Origin of the sequence: Amycolatopsis sp. 3B14 (assembly GCF_050958625.1) — a bacterium.
GTDB classification, from domain to species: Bacteria; Actinomycetota; Actinomycetes; order Mycobacteriales; family Pseudonocardiaceae; genus Amycolatopsis_E; species Amycolatopsis_E thermoflava.
Genome location: NZ_JBHZEN010000002.1, coordinates 127,801 through 144,030 on the forward strand (window position 1 = coordinate 127,801; position 16,230 = coordinate 144,030).

A 16,230-nucleotide genomic window follows, 5' to 3' on the forward strand; every position below is an offset into this window, starting at 1 on the left:
GATGGCGTTGCGGGAGCTGCGGTACTTCGGCGACCCGGTGCTCAAGACGGTCTGCGATCCCGTGACCAAGTTCGACAAGACGCTCGAGCAGCTGGTGACCGACCTGCTGGACAGCGTGCGGCCGGACGGGCGCGCGGGGCTGGCCGCGCCGCAGATCGGGGTGAGCCTGCGGGTGTTCAGCTACGAGGTGGACAACCTGCTCGGGTACGTGATCAACCCGGAGATCGTCGAGCTGTCCGAGGAGACGCACGAGATCAACGAGGGCTGCCTGTCCGTGCCGGAGCTGTGGTTCCCGACCCGCCGCGCGAAGCGCGCGGTGGTGCGCGGCGTCGACCTGCGGAACGAGCCGGTCACCGTGGAGGGCGAGGATGTGCTGGCGCAGTGCCTCCAGCACGAGACCGACCACCTCGACGGCATGCTCTACCTCGACCGGCTGGAGAAGGACCGGAAGCGGCAGGCGCTCAAGCAGGCGCGCGACAAGGACTGGTTCTGGAACCGCTGACCCTCGCGCAGAGGCGGTCGCGAGCCCGGTGAGCGTTGCCCTACGAGCCACGGTGGCATCGCCGTGCCGGGCGCTCCCCGGGCGTCGTGAGGGCCGCGACGAGCGCGGCCCCGAGCCTCCCTGCGCGGCGGCCTTGAGCGACCCCGCGCGTTGCCGGAAAGCAATGTCGCGGCGGCGGAGCTACAGCTCGCTCAGCACGCGAGCACCCGCGGCCTCCAGATCGATCCGCAACAGTCCCTCCTCCTCAGGCGGCTCCGGCGCCAGCCCCGCCCGCTGCGCGGTCCGGTAGATGCCGTCCCGCCCGGGCAGTGACACCGCCACCAGCCTGCGGCAGCCGCGCGCCGCGGCGATCTCCGCCAGGCGTCCCATCAGCGCGGTGCCCACGCCGTTTCGCTGCCAGCCGTCCTCGACGAGCAGCGACACCTCGGCGATCTCGCCCGTCGCGCCGGGGATGAGCTGCCCGACGCCGATCACCTCGCGCCCGCACACCGCGAGCAGGCTCATGCCGCGCGGCGGCACCAGCAGGCGGTGCAGCCAGCGGCGCGGCATGGTGCGCATCCCCGTGTGGTAGCGCGCGAAGAGCGTGGTCATCGAGCACCGCGCGTGCATCGCGGACACCGCCTCGGCGTCGGCCGGCTTGCCTTCGCGCAGCACGACCGCCGCGCCGTCGGCGCAGGTCAGGGCCAGCGGGCTGGACACGTTGCGCCGCGCGCCGTCCAGCAGTGCCAGCAGCGCCTCCGCGCGGGTCAGTTCCAGCTGCACGAACGGGGCCCACCGGCGCCGGGCCACCAGCGCGGTCTCCCCGTCCACGGCGAACACCACCCGGTGGCCGCCCTCGACGCGCGCGGGGTTGGCCTCGGCCAGCGGCACGACCGTGACGAGGTCCGCGGTCAGCACCTCGCGTAGCACCTCGGCCCGTCGCGACGGGTCGTCGACCGCCCGCGCGGCCGCGGTGAGCGTCGCGGCGGAGGCGTCCACCAGCTCGCGCACGTCGGCGTCGGTGATGCACGAGCATTCGCACCCCTCAGCCTGGATCGCCGTGACCAGCTGCTCCTTGGTGAGCCCGGTCGCGGGCCGGATCACCACCTCGTCGAGCACCCCGCCCGGCACCGGGAGCACGTTCAGCCCCAGGATGTTGCACTCCAGGTCGGCCATCCGGATCGCGATGCGCGCCAGCATGCCGGGGTGGTCGTCCATCCGGATGCGGACCCGCCAGACGACCGACGAGACCTCGTCCTCGACGACCACCTGCGGCACCGCTCTTCGCGTGCTAATCAACATCCCATAACGATCGCGGACGGTTGTTGCCGACCGTGGACGCGTGTGTTTCACCCGTGTCAGGCTCCGGCCGCCGCCGCAACGGCGCCGAAACACTCAGCGTGGCGAGAGCACGCAGAACTCGTTGCCCTCCGGATCCGCCAGCACGTCCCACGGGACGTCGCCCTGACCGATGTCGATCCGCCGCGCGCCGAGCCCGCACAGCCGGTCCGCCTCGGCCGCGGTGTCGCCGTCCGCGAACGGCGCGACGTCCAGGTGCAGCCGGTTCTTGCCGGCCTTCGCCTCGTCGCTGCGCAGGAACTCCAGCCACGGCCCGCGCCCGGTCGGCGCGCGCAGCCCGACGATCACCGGCTCCTGGTTGCCGATCCGCCACCCCGCGGCCTCGGCCCAGAAACCGGCCAGCGACAAGGGATCGCGGGCGTCCACGACGACCGCCGCGATGGCCTCCGTCGTGGTGTAGCCGGGCCGTGGTTCGAGCACGCAGAACTCGTTGCCCTCCGGATCCGCCAGCACCTCCCAGGGGACCGCGCCCTGGCCGATGTCGCGCTTGCGCGCGCCCAGGGCCAGGGCCCGGTCCACCTTGGCCGCCTGGTCCGACGGCGACGTGCTGGCGAGGTCGAGGTGCACCCGGTTCTTCACGGCCGGGTCCTTGGCCTCCGGCACGGTGCCGAAGACCAGCAGGAGGCCGTCGTCCCCGGGCGCCTCGACGTCGATCTCCTCGTCGTCGGCGAAGGTGATCGTCCAGCCGAGGAGCTGTGCCCAGAACTCCGCCAGCTCCCGGGGCCGGTTCGCGTCGATCACGAGGCTGTCCAGTCGTGTCGCCATGCCCGGGACGATATCCAGCAACGCTTCCCCACGTCCTGGAATTTCACTTCGTCGCCAGGCGCAGCAGCGCCCAGAACTGCCCGATCGAATCCTCGCTCCGCTCCCAGGTGACCGACCCGTGCCCGAGCCTGCCCCACAGCCACTGGTAGACCGCCATCGGCGGACCGGTGACCAGTCCGTTGGCCCGGTCGGTGTCGGCGGCCGAACAGCGCCAGGCAACCGTTTCACCAGGCCCCGCGCGGGCGATCCAGTCGTGGCCGCCGGTGCGGATCCCGACCGATCCGGTGAACGTGCCGGACAGTCCGAGCATCGGCAGCCGCTGCCCGAACCACAGCGCCAGGATCTCGTCGATGCCGTCGATCGCCACGTCTTCGTCGACCTCGGTGACGATCCGGTTCGCGGCGTTCTGGACGTCGATCCGGTGCACCGTGGTCTCGTGCGCCATCCGGCGGCACCAGAACCCGTAGGTGCGGTCGGCGGGCCACCAGCCCGCCGCGTACTCGGCGGGGTCGTGCGCGGTCAGTTCGCGGTGCAGGGCCGCGAACCCCTCCCGCAGGTACTCCTCGCCGCTCTGGCCGTCCGCCGGGTCCCGCTGCCAGCCCGCGGGTCGCCTGCCCTCGGTCATCCAGCCCGTGGCGACGCGGTAGACACCGCCGAGGTGCCGGACCACCTCGCCGATCGTGAGACCGGGCGTGGTGGGCACCGGCGTGTCCGGCGCCGCCTCCCGCGCCGCCGCGGTGAGCCGTTCGACCTCGGCGCCCAGCACGTCCAGCAGGCGGCCGTGGTCGACGAGTGCTTGCCCGGTCATCGCCTTCGGGACGCCTTCCCCAGGGTCGGCGGCGCGTCGCACTGCCGTACCCGGCTCGGCGCCGTCACGGGCGTCCGCCCGTGCACGAGGTCGCGGGCCAGCTCGACGAACAACACGGACTGGCGCAGCAGCTCGTCGGCCCGTTCGGGGGTGATCCGGCGGGTGTTGCCCGCCTGCGCGGCGGCGCGCGCCGCCGAGTGCGCGGCGAAGTACGCCGTCCAGTCGGTCAGCTCCGGCGCCGCCGCCTCGAGCAGCACCCAGACGCTGGCCGGGCGGGCCCGGCCACGGTGCGGACGGCCGCTCGCGGCGAGCACCGCGGCGCCCGCGCGGAGCGCGGCCAGGTACGCCGCGATGAACCTGGGCGCCGGCTGGGCGGCGTGCCGGGCCTCGGCGAGGCCCCGCCGGGCGTCGGCGAGCAGGGCCGTGGCGGCGGGTGCCGCCGGAGGACGGACCGGTAGCGGCAGCGCCGGCTGCCTCTCCTCGGCGTGGGATTCGACGGCAATGGACATTGCCCCTCCCTCGGAACAACGTGCTGGTGGCGGCCCCCGGTGCCGAAACGCTTCCCCCGCTCCGGCACCGGGTGGCCTGACCGGCGAGCGCTCACCGGATGTCGAACTCTTGTTCGAGCGAGTTCCAGCGTAGCTTCGAACACCTGTTCGTTCAAGTCCTCGAATGACGTGGTGTGCCGCACCCAACCGCGTTCGATCACACGATCGGGGCAGAAGGAAAATTCCGCGGAACTCACGCCGGGAGCCCGGCGACCTGCACGACGTCACGCCGGGCCGGTCCGCCGCCCAGCCCACCTGCCCGGTGTCACAACCTCCGGAAAACCGGCATGCGGAAGACTGCGGCCCGCGGGAACTTCACCGCGGCCCCGGACGACCTGGACCAGGGGCCTCCCCACACCCGACTCCCCAGGAAGGTGCGCCCATGCTCGTCCGGCGTCTGTCCGTCGCGCTCGCACTGGCCGGCACGGTGCTGCTGGCCGCCGCGCCCGCCGCATCGGCCCACACCACGCTGCAGAGCAGCGATCCGGCCGAAGGCGCGGCGCTGTCCGCCGCGCCGCAGCAGGTGAGCCTCAAGTTCGGCGGCGCGTTCACGCTGCCCGCCGACCCGATCCGGATCACCGGACCGGACGGCGCGCAGTGGTCGGTCGGCCCGGCGACGGTGACCGAGCGGACCGTCACCGCGCCGGTCCAGCCGTCCGGTCCCGCCGGGGCCTACGTGCTCACCTGGTCGATCGTCGCGGCCGATGGCGACCCGATCACCGGCCGGATCAACTTCTCGCTCACGGCGCCCGCCTCGACGCCGTCGTCCTCAGCGGCGCCCTCATCGCCTGCCCCGGCTCCCGCGCCGTCGCAGGCGGCCCAGACGTCGGACGACGGCGGCTTCCCGGCCTGGGCGTGGATCGTCATCGCCGTGGCCGTGGTCGCCGCCGCCGTCGCGGTCATCGTCCGGGGGCGGCGTTCATCGAGCTGAGGGCGGTGTCGATGACCTCCCGGCTGTCCACCAGCAGCGCCTGCGCCGCGGTGCGTCCCGTCGCGGCCAGGTACGCGTCGACCAGACGGTTGCCCACGGCGTAACCGGCGCCGGTGGGCAGTCCGACCGGGGTGGCGCCGTACCGGATCGCGTGCGCGTCGCCGTGCACCCACGCGGTGAAGTTCTGCATGCCGGTCACCTCGAGGCCGGAGACGACCTTGTCGAACACCGCGTCGTCGTGCAGGTGCGGCACGCCGACGCGGGCGTAGCCGAGCTCGTCGCCGTACAGCTGGCGCGCGAACGCGTCCGCGAGCCCCTCGGACACCACCTGCTCCCCCACCGTGACCGTCGCCGGATTCCAGACCACACCACCACTGGAGTAGCGGAGGTTGTGGTTCAGCTCGTGGACCGCCGTCGCCTCCAGCCGCGCCAGGTTCTCCGGGAACGGCCAGAAGTTGAGGAACAGGTAGCCCGACACGCTGCCGTTGGCCGTCATGCCCAGGCTCGTGCCCATGAAGTGCTCGTCGCCGGGGTCGCCGAGGACGATCAGGACGGTGATGTCGGGCACCGCGAGGTCCGGGGTCGCCTCCAGCTGCACGGCGACGGCGTCGCGCAGCGCGCCCTCGATCCGGCCCCACGCGTCCGCGTCGTGCAGCGCCTCCAGCGCCTCCAGGCACCGGTCCTCGTCGCGGTCGAGCGGGAAACCCGAGCCCATGCGGTGCATCGCGACGAGGTCCACCTCGCCGGGGAAGTAGCGGTACATGCCGGCGGCGGGCCGCAGCATTTCTTCGAGCAGCGCGGCCCGCTCCTCCCGCGGGGCGCGCAGGATCCGCCGCATGGCGGGGTAGGTGTCCAGAACCGTGATCGTCATGAGCCCGACGCTAAAGCCTCCAGTTACTGGAGACTCAACCCGTTTAGAGCATCGGCACGAGCATCACAGCCATTCCGGCGCCCATGACGGCCCGCGCGGCGCCGGAGCCGCGGCCGCCCGGCCCGCCCCGCACCGCACGCCAGCCGGACAAGGCGACGTCGGCAGCGAAGTACACGACCAGACCGGTCATCACGGCGGGCAGCAGGAACCCGGCGGACGCGCTGGAGTGGCCGCCATGATCACCGCTCGCCGCCGGCGCGCCGCCCATGGCGCTGACCATCGCCAGCATCGCCACCGCGCCCAACAGGTGGTGCGTCGCCGCGGAGCGCCACCGCGGCAGCCCGGGCGCGGCGCGGAACAGCGTGGCCGCGAACCAGGCGGCCACCGCCACGAACACGACGTTCCAGGCGATCGCCGGGACGGAGTTGCCCCACGGCACGAACATCAGCGCCATCGCCACGGCCATCACCGAATGCGCGAGCGCGGATTCGCGGTCGCCGGTCACCCCGTCGCAGCACGCCGCCCACGAGCGGGCCGCGGGGGCGAGGACCTGGATCAGGGAGAAGACCGCGAGCACCGTGAACAGGCCGGCCAGCGACCAGCCGAGCCATGCCGGGGACGAGAACATGCGGGGCCACCTTTCGCGCGGATCGGATCACGATATCGTTGGCGGGCAAGGAAAAACACGCTCACCGGGCGGGCGTGAAAAGTCCCACGGCCGGGAACTCCCGGGCCGTTCCGGACGACTGGGCGGGGATACGCGTCGCCACCGGTCGCGGCCCGTGATCTCATATCGGTATGAGCAGCCTGGACCATCCGGCGGTGGCCAAGGTCGCTGCCGCGCTCGCCGAGGCGGGCAAGCACGACGCCGCTGCCGGCATCCGCATCCTGCCGGCCGAGGTACGCACGGCCGCGCAGGCCGCCGAGGCCCTCGGCGTCGAGACCGGCGCGATCGCCAACAGCCTCGTCTTCCGCGCGGTGTTCGCCGACCGCACCGTCCCGCTGCTGTCGCTGACCTCGGGCGCCCACCGGGCCAACACGGACACGCTCGCCGCGCTGGTCGGCGCCGAGTCGGTCGAGAAAGCCGACCCGGCGTTCGTGCGGGAGCACACCGGGCAGGCCATCGGCGGCGTCGCCCCGGTCGGGCACCCGGCCCCGGTGCTCACCCTCGTCGACACCGCGCTGCAGGCCTACGACACCGTGTGGGCGGCGGCCGGGCACGCCAAGTCGGTCTTCCCGACCACCTTCGCCGACCTCGTCGCCGTCACCGGCGGACAGCCCGCGGACGTCGCGTCATGACCACGTCCCTGCACTACACGCAGCTGTCCGCCGACGATTTCCGCACCCGGCTGCGGGAAGCGCTCGCCATCTACGTCGAGGCGATGCGGTACCCGCCGGGCACGGCCGAGCAGCGCGCCCCGATGTGGCTCACGCACGCGCTGCGCGAGGGCTGGCGCTGCATCGCCGCGTTCGACGCCGAGGGCACGATGCTCGGCATCGCCTACGGCTACCGGGGCGCGCCCGGCCAGTGGTGGCACGAGCAGGTGCGGCGCGGGCTGACCTCCGCCGGCGGCGAGCAGCTCGCCGAGCGGTGGCTGGCCGACTACTTCGAGCTGACCGAGATCCACGTCCGACCGGCGAGCCAGGCCCGCGGGATCGGCGAGGACCTGCTGCGCCGCCTGCTCGACGGCGTGGACAGCAGGCACGTCCTGCTGTCCACGCCGGAGGGGCCGAGCCGGGCGTGGAAGCTGTACCGGCGCCTGGGTTTCGTCGACGCGCTGCGCGACTACCACTTCGCCGGTGATCCACGCCCGTTCGCCATCCTCGGCCGCACCCTGCCGCTGGAGCCTCAGGACCGCAGGTAGCCCACCAGCAGTCCGGCGCCCAGCAGCGCGGCGCCGCACCAGCCCTGGACGCCGAGGTCCTCGTGCAGGACGACGGCGGACAGGATCGCCGCGGTGAGGGGTTCCAGCAGGGTCGCGAGCGCCGCGACGACGGGCCGCGCGGCGCCGAGGACGCGGAAGTACAGCACGTACCCCAGCCCGGTCGGCACGACGCCGAAGTACAGCGCGACCGCGAGGACGTCCAGCCGCAGCGGCAGCGCCATGCCGAGGACCAGCCCGGCGGGCAGCAGCAGCAACCCGCCGGTGAGCAGCCCGAACGCGGTGGTGCGCTGGTAGTCCAGGCCTTCGACGGGACGGCGCAGCGCCAGCGTCAGCACGCTGAAGCCCGCGCCGGCGGCCAGCGCGAACGCCACGCCACCGAGCAGCCGCCAGCCGCCGTGGCCGGGGGTGGCGGACAGCAGCGCCAGCCCGGCCAGCCCGAGTGCGACCGACACCAGGGTCAGCGGGCCGGGCAGGCGGCGGGCGCGGATCGCCGTGGCGGCGGTGACGAAGACCGGCACGCTGCCGATCGTGACCATCGTCGCGGTGCCGACCGAGGTCAGCGTGACCGCCGCGAAGTACGCCGCCTGGAACGAGCCGAGGAGCCCGCCGGCCAGCGCGATCCGGCGGACCACCGGTTTGGTCCAGACCATCCCGCGCAGGCCGCGGGAGAGCCACAGGAACACCACGAGCGCGGCGCCGCCGAGCAGCAACCGGTACGTGGCAACGGAAATCGCGGAGAGACCACCGCGGGTGGCGAGCAGCGACCCGGACAGACCACCGGTGCCCCACAGCACCCCGGCGACGAGCAGGGTCAACGACGATCGGGCGCGCGCGGGCGCCTCGACGGAAACGGACATGGGAAATTCGCTCCAGCGTCTTGTGTGGACAGTGCCGTGGACGCGGGGCGATGCGGCACCACGCAAACCCGTGGTGCCTTGTGGCGCCGCACAAGTGCGGCGAGAAGCGACCGCCCCGCTAGGCCGGGGGCGGCGGGGTGACGAGGAAGACCCGGTGCATCAGCACATCCTTCAGTCGTTGTTCCTAAGCGGCGGAGCCGCTTGCGGTGGGGCCGTCAGCCGGCACCGCCGCGGGTTTGAATCGACGCCGCGCGCGGAGCGCGTCCGTCGAGGGTGGTGGTGGGCTGGCGGGTGGGGCCACTACCCGCACCGCCACGCAAGCCATGGTTGAAACTCCCCTAGTCGAGTTCGGCGAGCTGTTCGCGGAGGGTGTCGAGGCCCATGCCGCCCAGGCGGAGGGCCTTGGTGTGGAAGTCCTTGAGGTCGAACGCGTCGCCCTGGCGCTTGCGCGCCTCCTCACGCGCCTCGATCCACAGGCGCTCCCCCAGCTTGTACGCCGGGGCCTGGCCCGGCCAGCCGAGGTAGCGGTTGATCTCGTCGCGCACCAGCGGCTCGTCGGTGATGGTGCGGGTCAGCATGAACTCCAGGCCGAGGTCGGGCGTCCACCGCTCGCCCTCGTGGAACCCGGTGCCGGACGGGATCTCCAGCTCCAGGTGCATGCCGAAGTCGACGATCACCCGCGCGGCGCGGAACAGCTGCTCGGACAGCATGCCGAGCAGGTCGCCGTCGTCGGCGAGGTAGCCGAGGTCCTGCATCAGCCGCTCGGCGTAGAGCGCCCAGCCCTCGCCGTGCCCGGACGTGAACGCCAGGAGACGCTGGAACCGGTTGAGCGACTGCTCGTGCACGGCGGTGGCGATCTGCAGGTGGTGACCCGGCACGCCCTCGTGGTAGACGGTGCTGACCTCGCGCCAGGTGGTGAACTCGTCGCGGCCCGGCGGCAGCGACCACCACATGGTGCCGGGACGGGTGAAGTCCTCGTTCGGGCCCGTGTAGTACGCGCCGGCGCCGCCGCCGGGCGGGGCGATGCGGCAGTCCAGGGCCATCAGCGGGTCCGGGATGTCGAAGTGCGTGCCGCGCAGGTCGGCGAGCGCGGTGTCGGACAGTTCCTGCATCCACCGCTGGAACGCGTCCCGGCCCTGCACCTGGTAGCGCGGGTTGGCGTCGAGCGCGGCGGCCGCGTCGGCGAGAGTGCCGCCCGGCGCGATGCGCTCGGCGACGGCCTTCATCTCGGCTTCCAGCCGCAGGAACTCGGCCCAGCCCCACTCGTAGGACTCGCGCGGGTCGAGCTTCGCGCCGATGAAGTAGCGCGACCAGAGCCGGTAGGCGTCCTCGCCGACGGCGTCCTTCGCGCGGGCCTTCGGCGCCAGCTCGGCGCGCAGGAACCCGGCGAGCTCGGCGTAAGCCTCCTGGGCGGCGCGCGCCCCGCGGTCGAGGTCCGCGCGTGGCGCACCGTCGGGCGCGCCGGCGATCATGGTCTGGAAGAAACCGGTCTCCCCGGACAGCCCGGCCCACGTCTCGGCCTGCTCGGCGACCTTGGTGACCTGGCGCAGCGCGGGCGCGTTGCCGGCTTCGACGGCGGCGAGCAGGGACGCGCGGATGCCGTCGACGGCGTCCGGAACCTTCGCCAGGCGCTTCGCGATGGTCGCCCACTGCTCGGGCGTGTCGGTGGGCATGAGGTCGAACACCATGCGCAGGTCCTGCACCGGGCTCGCGATGACGTTCAGCGACGCGACGTCCAGGCCGGCGTCGTGGATCTCCAGGTCCAGCCCGATCCGCTCGGTGAACACGGCCTTGGCCGCGCGCTCGCCCGCGTCGGCCGGCTCGGCGGCGGTGACGGCCTCCAGCGCGCGCCGCTCCAGCGCGGCGCGGGCGGCGTAGCCCTCCGGCGAGTAGTCGGTGAGCTGGTCGTCGTAGCCCGGGATGCCCATCTCGGTCGCCGCGACGGGGTGCGCGGCCGCGAAGTCCTCGACGAACTGGTCACAGATCTGGTGCACGCCCATGGATGCAACCTACCGAATCCGGCAACCGGGTTTACGCGCGCGCGGGCACCAGACCGAGCCGGTGGACGACCTCGCGGGTCGCCTTGGACCGGTTGAAGGTGTAGAAGTGCAGGTCCGGCACGCCTTCGGCGATGAGCCGCTCGCACAGCTCGGTGACCACGTCCAGGCCCTCGGCGCGGAACGCCTTCGGGTCGTCGGCCAGCGGTTCGAGCCGGTCCAGCAGCCGCTGCGGCGCCGGCGCGCCGGACAGCCGGATCGTGGTGTGCAGGGTGCGCGGCGTGGTCAGCGGCATCACGCCGGGGATGACCAGCGCGTCGCAGCCCGCGGCGGCGACCCGGTCGCGCAGCCGCAGGAAGTCCTCGGCCTCGAAGAACAGCTGGGCGATGCCGAAGTCGGCGCCCGCGCGGAACTTGCGCACCAGGTACTTCGTGTCGGTGTCCAGGTCGAGCGAGCGCGGGTGGCCGTAGGGAAACGCGGAGACGCCGACGCAGAAGTCGCCCAGCGAGCGGACGAGCGCGACCAGCTCCTCGGCGTAGCTCAGGCCCTGCGGGTGCGGCACCCACTCGCCGTACGGGTCGCCGGGCGGGTCGCCGCGCAGCGCGAGGATGTTGCGCACGCCGACGGCCGCGTACCAGCCGATGACGTTGCGCAGCTCGGCGACGGAGTGGTCCACCGCGGTCAGGTGCGCCATCGGCACCAGCGTGGTCTCGGTCGCCACCCGCGCGATGCTGCGGATCGTGCCGTCCCGGCTCGACCCGCCCGCGCCGTAGGTGATCGACATGTAGGCGGGGTCCAGCGGCTCCAGCTCGCGGATCGACCGCCACAGCACGGCCTCGTCGGCCGCGTCGCGGGGCGGGAAGAACTCAATGGAGAACGCCGGGGACTCCCCTCGCAGGCGCTCGATCACCGACGTCATGCGGGCAATGGTAACCGGTGTCCGAAAGGTGGGAAATGAGGTCCGCCACCTGGGAACGGCTAACGCACCGCGGCCGCAGCGGGTTGGTCCGCATCGGCCTTGGCGCCCCACCGCCTGGCCAGCACCGCGCAGATCATGAGCTGGGCCTGGTGGAACAGCATCAGCGGCAGCACGATCAGGCCGACCGTCTGCGCCGGGAACAGGACCGCGGCCATCGGCAGTCCGCTGGCGAGGCTCTTCTTCGACCCGGCGAAGATGATCGCCACGCGGTCCGCACGGCCGAAGCCCAGCTTCGGCGTGACCAGTTTGAGGGTCCAGAACACGACGTAGAACAACGCGAGGTTGACGACCACCAGCCCGCCGAGCGCGAGCGGGGTCAGCTGGTGCCAGATCCCGGCCACGACGCCCTCGCTGAACGCCGCGTAGACGACCATCAGAATCACGGTGCGGTCGGCACGGCCGAGAACCTTCTTGTGACGCGTAATGAACCCGCCGATCCAGCGGCGCGCGATCTGCCCGGCGACGAACGGCACGAGCAGCTGCAGCACGATCGAGGTGACCGCGTCGAGCGAGAAGCCGTTGCCGGTGCTGTGCAGCAGCAGGCCGACCAGCAGCGGCGTGACGACGATGCCCAGCAGGCTGGAGAACGACGCGGCGCAGATGGCGGCGGCCACGTTGCCCTTGGCGATCGAGGTGAACGCGATCGAGGAGTTGACCGTCGAGGGCAGCGTGCACAGGAAGATCACACCGGCGGCCAGCGCGGGGGTCAGCACGGACGGCACGAGCAGCTTCGTGGTCAGGCCGAGCAGCGGGAACACCACGAACGTCGTGGCCAGGATCACCAGGTGCAACCGCCAGTGCTTGAAGCCGGCCACGGCCTCTGCGGTGGACAGGCGCGCGCCGTAGAGGAAGAACAACGCGCCGACGCCGATCGAGGTGACCCAGGACGCGATCTCCGCGCCCTGGCCGCGCGCCGGCACCAGGCAGGCGATCCCGACCGCGGCGAGAATGCCGATGATGAACGGGTCGATGCGGAGCTTGGCGAGGAGCGCGGCGGGACTTTTCACGCTCCCGATGGTCCGCCGTGCTGCGCCGATTGTGAAGTATGATGAAGGGCATAACTGCTATCGCGATTCGCGATGGAGGCCGGTGTGCTCGATCCCGTGTGGTTGCGGACGTTCCTGACGGTGGCCGAGACCCGCAGCTTCACGCGCGCCGGGCAGCGGCTCGGGCTGCGGCAGTCGACGGTGAGCCAGCACGTGCGCAAGCTCGAAGAGGCGACCTCGCAGCAACTCCTGCTGCGCGACACGCATTCGGTGTCGCTGACGCCGGACGGCGAGGCGATGATCGGGTTCGCCGGGACGATCCTGGAGGACATCGAGCGGGCGTTGGCCTACTTCGCCGGGCCGGAGTTGCGCGGCCGGGTGCGGTTCGGCGCGTCGGAGGACTTCGTGGTCGGGCCGCTGCCGGAGATTCTGCGCGAGTTCCGGCGGCTGCACCCGCTGGTCGACCTCGAACTGACCGTGGATCTGTCCGGTGTGCTGCACGAGAAGCTGCGCGCGGGCGAGCTGGACCTGGTGCTGGGCAAGCGGCGCGCGGGCGACGAGACAGGAAGTCCGTTGTGGACGGACCCGCTGGTGTGGGTGGGGCGCGAGGGGTTCGAGCTGGAGCCCGGCGCGCCGGTGCCGCTGATCGCCTACCCGCCGCCGAGCATCACCCGCGCCAGGGCGCTGGAGTCGTTGCAGGACAACGGAAAGCCGTGGCGGATCGTCTGCACGAGCGGCAGCCTGAACGGCCTGCGCGCGGCGGCGCTCGCCGGCCTCGGCGTCGTGGTGTTCGCCCGGAGCCTGATCCCGGCCGGACTGGTGGAACTCCCGGCCGGCCACGGACTGCCCGATCCGGGCGAGGTGCAGTTCCTGCTGACCACCCGGTCGGCCACGCCAAGGGGCCCCACCGCGGCCCTGTCGGAAGCGATCCGCGCGGAGGCGAGCCGGCTGCACGGTTAGGCCCGGACTTCCGGAGCCGCCGCTACCCGGCCGGTTCGATGCGCACCCCCTCCCGCTGCGCCCGGCGCTGTCCCCAGTCGTGCAGGATCTGCAGCGCCGGGGCCAGCTCCGCGCCCTCCGCGGACAGGCGGTAGGTGACGGACCGGATCGCGCCGTCCTGCACGGACCTCTCCACCAGCCCGGCCGCCTCCAGCTCCCGCAACCGCGTCGTCAGCACCTTCTCGCTGATGCCCGGCATGCGCCTGCGCAGCTCGCCGTACCGGTGGTCGCGCTCCTTCAAGTACGCCAGCACCACCACGGCCCACTTGCCGCCGATGACGTCGACGGCGAGTTCGACCGGGCAGTGGTAGCGCGTGCGGATCGTGTTCACGCACCACAAAGTACGTACTTGCCGGGCCACGGCACAGGTGCTCGACTTGACCGGTGCTCACCGAATACATCCGCTACCGGATTCCCGCCGGGCAGGGCGCGGAGTTCGAGGACGCCTACCGGCGCGCCTCCGCGCATCTGGCCGCCGCTCCCGAGTGCCACGACTTCGAGATGACCCGCTGCGTGGACGAACCGGAGTGCTACGTCGTCCGGCTCACCTGGACCTCCGCGGACGCGCACCTGACCGGTTTCCGGAAGGGCCCGCACTTCCCGCCCTTCTTCGCCGAGGTCCGCGGCTTCGTCGACGCCATCGAGGAAATGCGCCACTACGAACCCGTCGACATCGGCAGTCCCCTGCCGAGCCTGTACGAGTGGGCGGGCGGCGCCGAGGCGTTCGAGAAGCTGTTCACCGCGTTCTACCAGAAAGTGCCCGCGGACGACCTGCTCGCGCCGCTGTTCGCCGGCATGGACCCCGAGCACGCGAAGCACGTCGCGCAGTGGGTCGGCGAGGTGTTCGGCGGCCCGAAGGACTACAGCACGCACCGCGGCGGTCACCGCCACATGGTGTCGAAGCACCTCGGCAAGGCGATCACCGAGGAGCAGCGCCGCCGCTGGATCGGCCTCCTGCTGGAGACCGCGGACGAGGTGGGCCTGCCGTCGGACCCGGAGTTCCGCTCCGCGTTCGTCGCCTACCTGGAGTGGGGCACGCGGCTGGCGGTGTTCTTCTCGCGTCCCGGCGCGCGCCCCGCCGCCGACGAGCCGATGCCGGTCTGGCGCTGGGGTTCGGTGCGTCCCTGGCAGGGCTAGGGCACGCCGGCCAGCCTCAGCAGCGCGGTGACCGCCGCCGCGGCGACGACCACCACCAGGAACGGCGCCTTCCGCCAGGCGAGCACGCCGCCGACGGCAACGCCGATCGGGCGGGCGAACCCGGCGAAGCCGTGGCCCTCCGCGAGTGCGCCCGTCGCCACGACGGCGACCAGCAGGACCGTCGCCGAGACCGCCATCAGGTTCTGCACCCTGGCCGAGAGCTGGATCCTCGACTGCAGAACCGGCCCGGCGAACCGGAACGCGAAGGTGCCCACGGCGAGCACCGCGATCGCGATCAGCAGGGTCATCGCCGCACCACCAGCACCAGCACGCCGGCCAGCGCGAGCAGCACCGGCAGTCCCGCGGGCAGGAACGGGGTGGCCGCGAGCGCGACCGCCGCGCCGGCCACCGCCGCGTGGCGGGTGTCGCGGTCCTTGAGCGACGGCAGCACCAGCGCGAGCAGCACGGCCGGGAAGGCGGCGTCCAGACCGAACGCGTCGGTGTCGCCGATGACCGTGCCCGCGAAGGCCCCCGCGAGCACGCCCACGTTCCAGCACACGAAGATGCCGATCCCGCAGGCCCAGTAGGCGGCGCGACGGCGTGCGGCGTCCTCCTGCGCCAGTGCGAACGCCACGTTCTCGTCCGTCATCAGGTGGCTGCCCAGGATGCGCCCGCGGCGGCCGAGCACCTCGCTGACCGCCATGCCGAACGGCAGGTGCCTGCTGTTGACCAGCAGCCCGGCGACCGCCGCCGCGAACGGGCTGCCGCCCGCGGCCACCAGCCCGACGAACAGGAACTGGGCGGCGCCTGCGAACACCACCAGCGACATCACCACCGGCAGCCACGCGCCGAAGCCGGAGCCGGTGCTGATGGCGCCGTAGGAGACGCCGACGACCCCGTCGGCCAGCGCCACCAGGGCGACGTCGCGCAGCAGGCGACGGTCGAGTGTTCGGTATATCGTACGCATCACCTTCCATACTGAACACCGACAAAGCGTTCGTCAAGGCGAACAACCGGACTTCTGGAGCGAACACGCATGGCCGAGCGCGGCGCACCACTGGACGTCATCGCAGCCTCCCTGCGACGGGAACGCGCCCGCACCGGGCTGTCCCTGAGCGAGGTCGCCAAGCGGGCGGGCATCGCCAAATCGACGTTGTCCCAGCTGGAATCCGGCAGCGGCAATCCGAGCGTGGAGACGCTGTGGGCGCTCAGTGTGGTGCTCGACGTGCCGTTCGCGCGGCTGGTCGAGCCGGTGCGGCCGCAGGTGCAGGTCATCCGCGCCGACGAGGGGCCCACGTTCTACTCGGAGCGCTCGGACTACGTGGCGACACTCGTGGCGTCCTGCCCGCCGAACGCGCGCCGCGACATCTTCCGCATCGCGGCCGAGCCGGGCACGCCGCGCCGCTCCGACCCGCACATGCCCGGCGTGGTGGAGCACGTGGTGCTCAGCTCGGGCCGGGCCCTGGTCGGCCTGGTGGACGAGCCGGTGGAACTCGCCCCCGGGGACTACATCGCCTACCCGGGCGACGTGGAGCACATCTTCCAGGCCCTGGAGCCGGGCACCCGCGCGGTGCTGGTCTCCGAGCACACGTAGTGCCCGGTTCGACGACGGACGAGCGGCTCCTC

20 protein-coding genes are annotated in these 16,230 nt (G+C 72.5%); 7 read left to right on the top strand and 13 right to left on the bottom strand.

What is annotated here, in order from left to right:
- The first annotated feature begins 1 nt into the window (after nt 1).
- The gene (gene def / locus ACCP09_RS01105; RefSeq protein ID WP_017983961.1) at nt 2-502 is read left to right on the top strand and encodes a peptide deformylase; all 501 of its coding nucleotides are present in this window, start codon (nt 2-4) and stop codon (nt 500-502) included.
- Between the two features lie 180 nt (nt 503-682).
- On the opposite strand, the gene ACCP09_RS01110 is transcribed toward def, so the two are convergent.
- From ACCP09_RS01110 to ACCP09_RS01125, 4 genes are all read right to left on the bottom strand, one after another.
- Nucleotides 683-1,759, bottom strand: coding sequence for a GNAT family N-acetyltransferase (locus ACCP09_RS01110; protein ID WP_433742599.1), 1,077 nt, complete (start codon nt 1,757-1,759; stop codon nt 683-685).
- 117 nt (nt 1,760-1,876) lie between these two features.
- Entirely contained in the window at nt 1,877-2,605 is a 729-nt protein-coding gene (locus ACCP09_RS01115) for a VOC family protein (RefSeq protein WP_027934870.1), read from the bottom strand.
- A 43-nt stretch (nt 2,606-2,648) separates the two neighbouring features.
- Nucleotides 2,649-3,413, bottom strand: coding sequence for a maleylpyruvate isomerase family mycothiol-dependent enzyme (locus tag ACCP09_RS01120; protein WP_378333967.1), 765 nt, complete (start codon nt 3,411-3,413; stop codon nt 2,649-2,651).
- Nucleotides 3,410-3,922, bottom strand: coding sequence for an SAV_6107 family HEPN domain-containing protein (locus ACCP09_RS01125; RefSeq protein ID WP_123685413.1), 513 nt, complete (start codon nt 3,920-3,922; stop codon nt 3,410-3,412). The genes ACCP09_RS01120 and ACCP09_RS01125 overlap by 4 nt, the downstream gene beginning before the upstream one ends.
- A 421-nt stretch (nt 3,923-4,343) precedes the next feature.
- On the opposite strand from ACCP09_RS01125, the gene ACCP09_RS01130 reads away from it, so the two are divergent.
- The gene (locus ACCP09_RS01130; protein ID WP_433742569.1) at nt 4,344-4,892 is read left to right on the top strand and encodes a copper resistance CopC family protein; all 549 of its coding nucleotides are present in this window, start codon (nt 4,344-4,346) and stop codon (nt 4,890-4,892) included.
- Here the strand turns inward: ACCP09_RS01130 and ACCP09_RS01135 are convergent.
- Complete coding sequence (locus ACCP09_RS01135) at nt 4,861-5,763, bottom strand: DUF2268 domain-containing protein (RefSeq protein ID WP_123685411.1); 903 nt, start codon at nt 5,761-5,763, stop codon at nt 4,861-4,863. The two genes, ACCP09_RS01130 and ACCP09_RS01135, sit on opposite strands and share 32 nt — an antisense overlap.
- 43 nt (nt 5,764-5,806) lie before the next feature.
- Nucleotides 5,807-6,391 carry a DUF5134 domain-containing protein gene (locus ACCP09_RS01140; RefSeq protein ID WP_400991192.1) on the bottom strand — a complete coding sequence of 195 codons (585 nt, stop codon included), beginning with the start codon at nt 6,389-6,391 and terminating at the stop codon, nt 5,807-5,809.
- 170 nt (nt 6,392-6,561) lie between these two features.
- Between ACCP09_RS01140 and ACCP09_RS01145 the strand changes: the two genes are divergently transcribed.
- The gene (locus ACCP09_RS01145; RefSeq protein ID WP_020419640.1) at nt 6,562-7,062 is read left to right on the top strand and encodes a YbaK/EbsC family protein; all 501 of its coding nucleotides are present in this window, start codon (nt 6,562-6,564) and stop codon (nt 7,060-7,062) included.
- On the top strand, nt 7,059-7,628 hold the full coding sequence (locus tag ACCP09_RS01150) for a GNAT family N-acetyltransferase (protein WP_027934863.1): 570 nt from the start codon (nt 7,059-7,061) through the stop codon (nt 7,626-7,628). The genes ACCP09_RS01145 and ACCP09_RS01150 overlap by 4 nt, the downstream gene beginning before the upstream one ends.
- Here ACCP09_RS01150 and ACCP09_RS01155 read toward each other — a convergent pair.
- The 4 genes from ACCP09_RS01155 to ACCP09_RS01170 form a co-directional block, all read right to left on the bottom strand.
- Nucleotides 7,613-8,506, bottom strand: coding sequence for a DMT family transporter (locus tag ACCP09_RS01155; protein WP_027934862.1), 894 nt, complete (start codon nt 8,504-8,506; stop codon nt 7,613-7,615). The genes ACCP09_RS01150 and ACCP09_RS01155 overlap by 16 nt on opposite strands.
- A 338-nt stretch (nt 8,507-8,844) precedes the next feature.
- Entirely contained in the window at nt 8,845-10,506 is a 1,662-nt protein-coding gene (locus ACCP09_RS01160) for a DUF885 domain-containing protein (RefSeq protein WP_433742573.1), read from the bottom strand.
- Nucleotides 10,507-10,537: 31 nt separating this feature from the next.
- Complete coding sequence (locus ACCP09_RS01165) at nt 10,538-11,422, bottom strand: methylenetetrahydrofolate reductase (protein WP_017983972.1); 885 nt, start codon at nt 11,420-11,422, stop codon at nt 10,538-10,540.
- Nucleotides 11,423-11,481: 59 nt separating this feature from the next.
- A complete protein-coding gene (locus ACCP09_RS01170; protein WP_378363397.1) occupies nt 11,482-12,489 on the bottom strand; it encodes a bile acid:sodium symporter family protein in 1,008 nt (335 codons plus the stop codon).
- Between the two features lie 84 nt (nt 12,490-12,573).
- Here ACCP09_RS01170 and ACCP09_RS01175 point away from each other — a divergent pair, with 84 nt between their 5' ends.
- Nucleotides 12,574-13,428 carry a LysR family transcriptional regulator gene (locus ACCP09_RS01175; RefSeq protein WP_208722416.1) on the top strand — a complete coding sequence of 285 codons (855 nt, stop codon included), beginning with the start codon at nt 12,574-12,576 and terminating at the stop codon, nt 13,426-13,428.
- 22 nt (nt 13,429-13,450) lie between these two features.
- Here the strand turns inward: ACCP09_RS01175 and ACCP09_RS01180 are convergent, their stop codons facing one another.
- Nucleotides 13,451-13,798, bottom strand: coding sequence for a winged helix-turn-helix transcriptional regulator (locus tag ACCP09_RS01180; RefSeq protein WP_400991195.1), 348 nt, complete (start codon nt 13,796-13,798; stop codon nt 13,451-13,453).
- A 53-nt stretch (nt 13,799-13,851) separates the two neighbouring features.
- Here ACCP09_RS01180 and ACCP09_RS01185 point away from each other — a divergent pair, with 53 nt between their 5' ends.
- Nucleotides 13,852-14,604: a group II truncated hemoglobin gene (locus ACCP09_RS01185; RefSeq protein ID WP_433742577.1), complete on the top strand. Its 753-nt coding sequence runs from the start codon at nt 13,852-13,854 to the stop codon at nt 14,602-14,604.
- On the opposite strand, the gene ACCP09_RS01190 is transcribed toward ACCP09_RS01185, so the two are convergent.
- Nucleotides 14,601-14,912, bottom strand: a complete 312-nt coding sequence (locus ACCP09_RS01190; RefSeq protein ID WP_027934856.1) for an AzlD domain-containing protein — start codon at nt 14,910-14,912, stop codon at nt 14,601-14,603. The two genes, ACCP09_RS01185 and ACCP09_RS01190, sit on opposite strands and share 4 nt — an antisense overlap.
- Nucleotides 14,909-15,571 (bottom strand): AzlC family ABC transporter permease, encoded by a 663-nt coding sequence (locus ACCP09_RS01195; RefSeq protein ID WP_378333956.1) that lies wholly within the window; start codon nt 15,569-15,571, stop codon nt 14,909-14,911. Before ACCP09_RS01195 ends, ACCP09_RS01190 begins: the two co-directional genes overlap by 4 nt.
- Nucleotides 15,572-15,640: 69 nt before the next feature.
- On the opposite strand from ACCP09_RS01195, the gene ACCP09_RS01200 reads away from it, so the two are divergent.
- Entirely contained in the window at nt 15,641-16,198 is a 558-nt protein-coding gene (locus ACCP09_RS01200) for a helix-turn-helix domain-containing protein (protein ID WP_027934854.1), read from the top strand.
- Nucleotides 16,199-16,230: the final 32 nt, after the last annotated feature.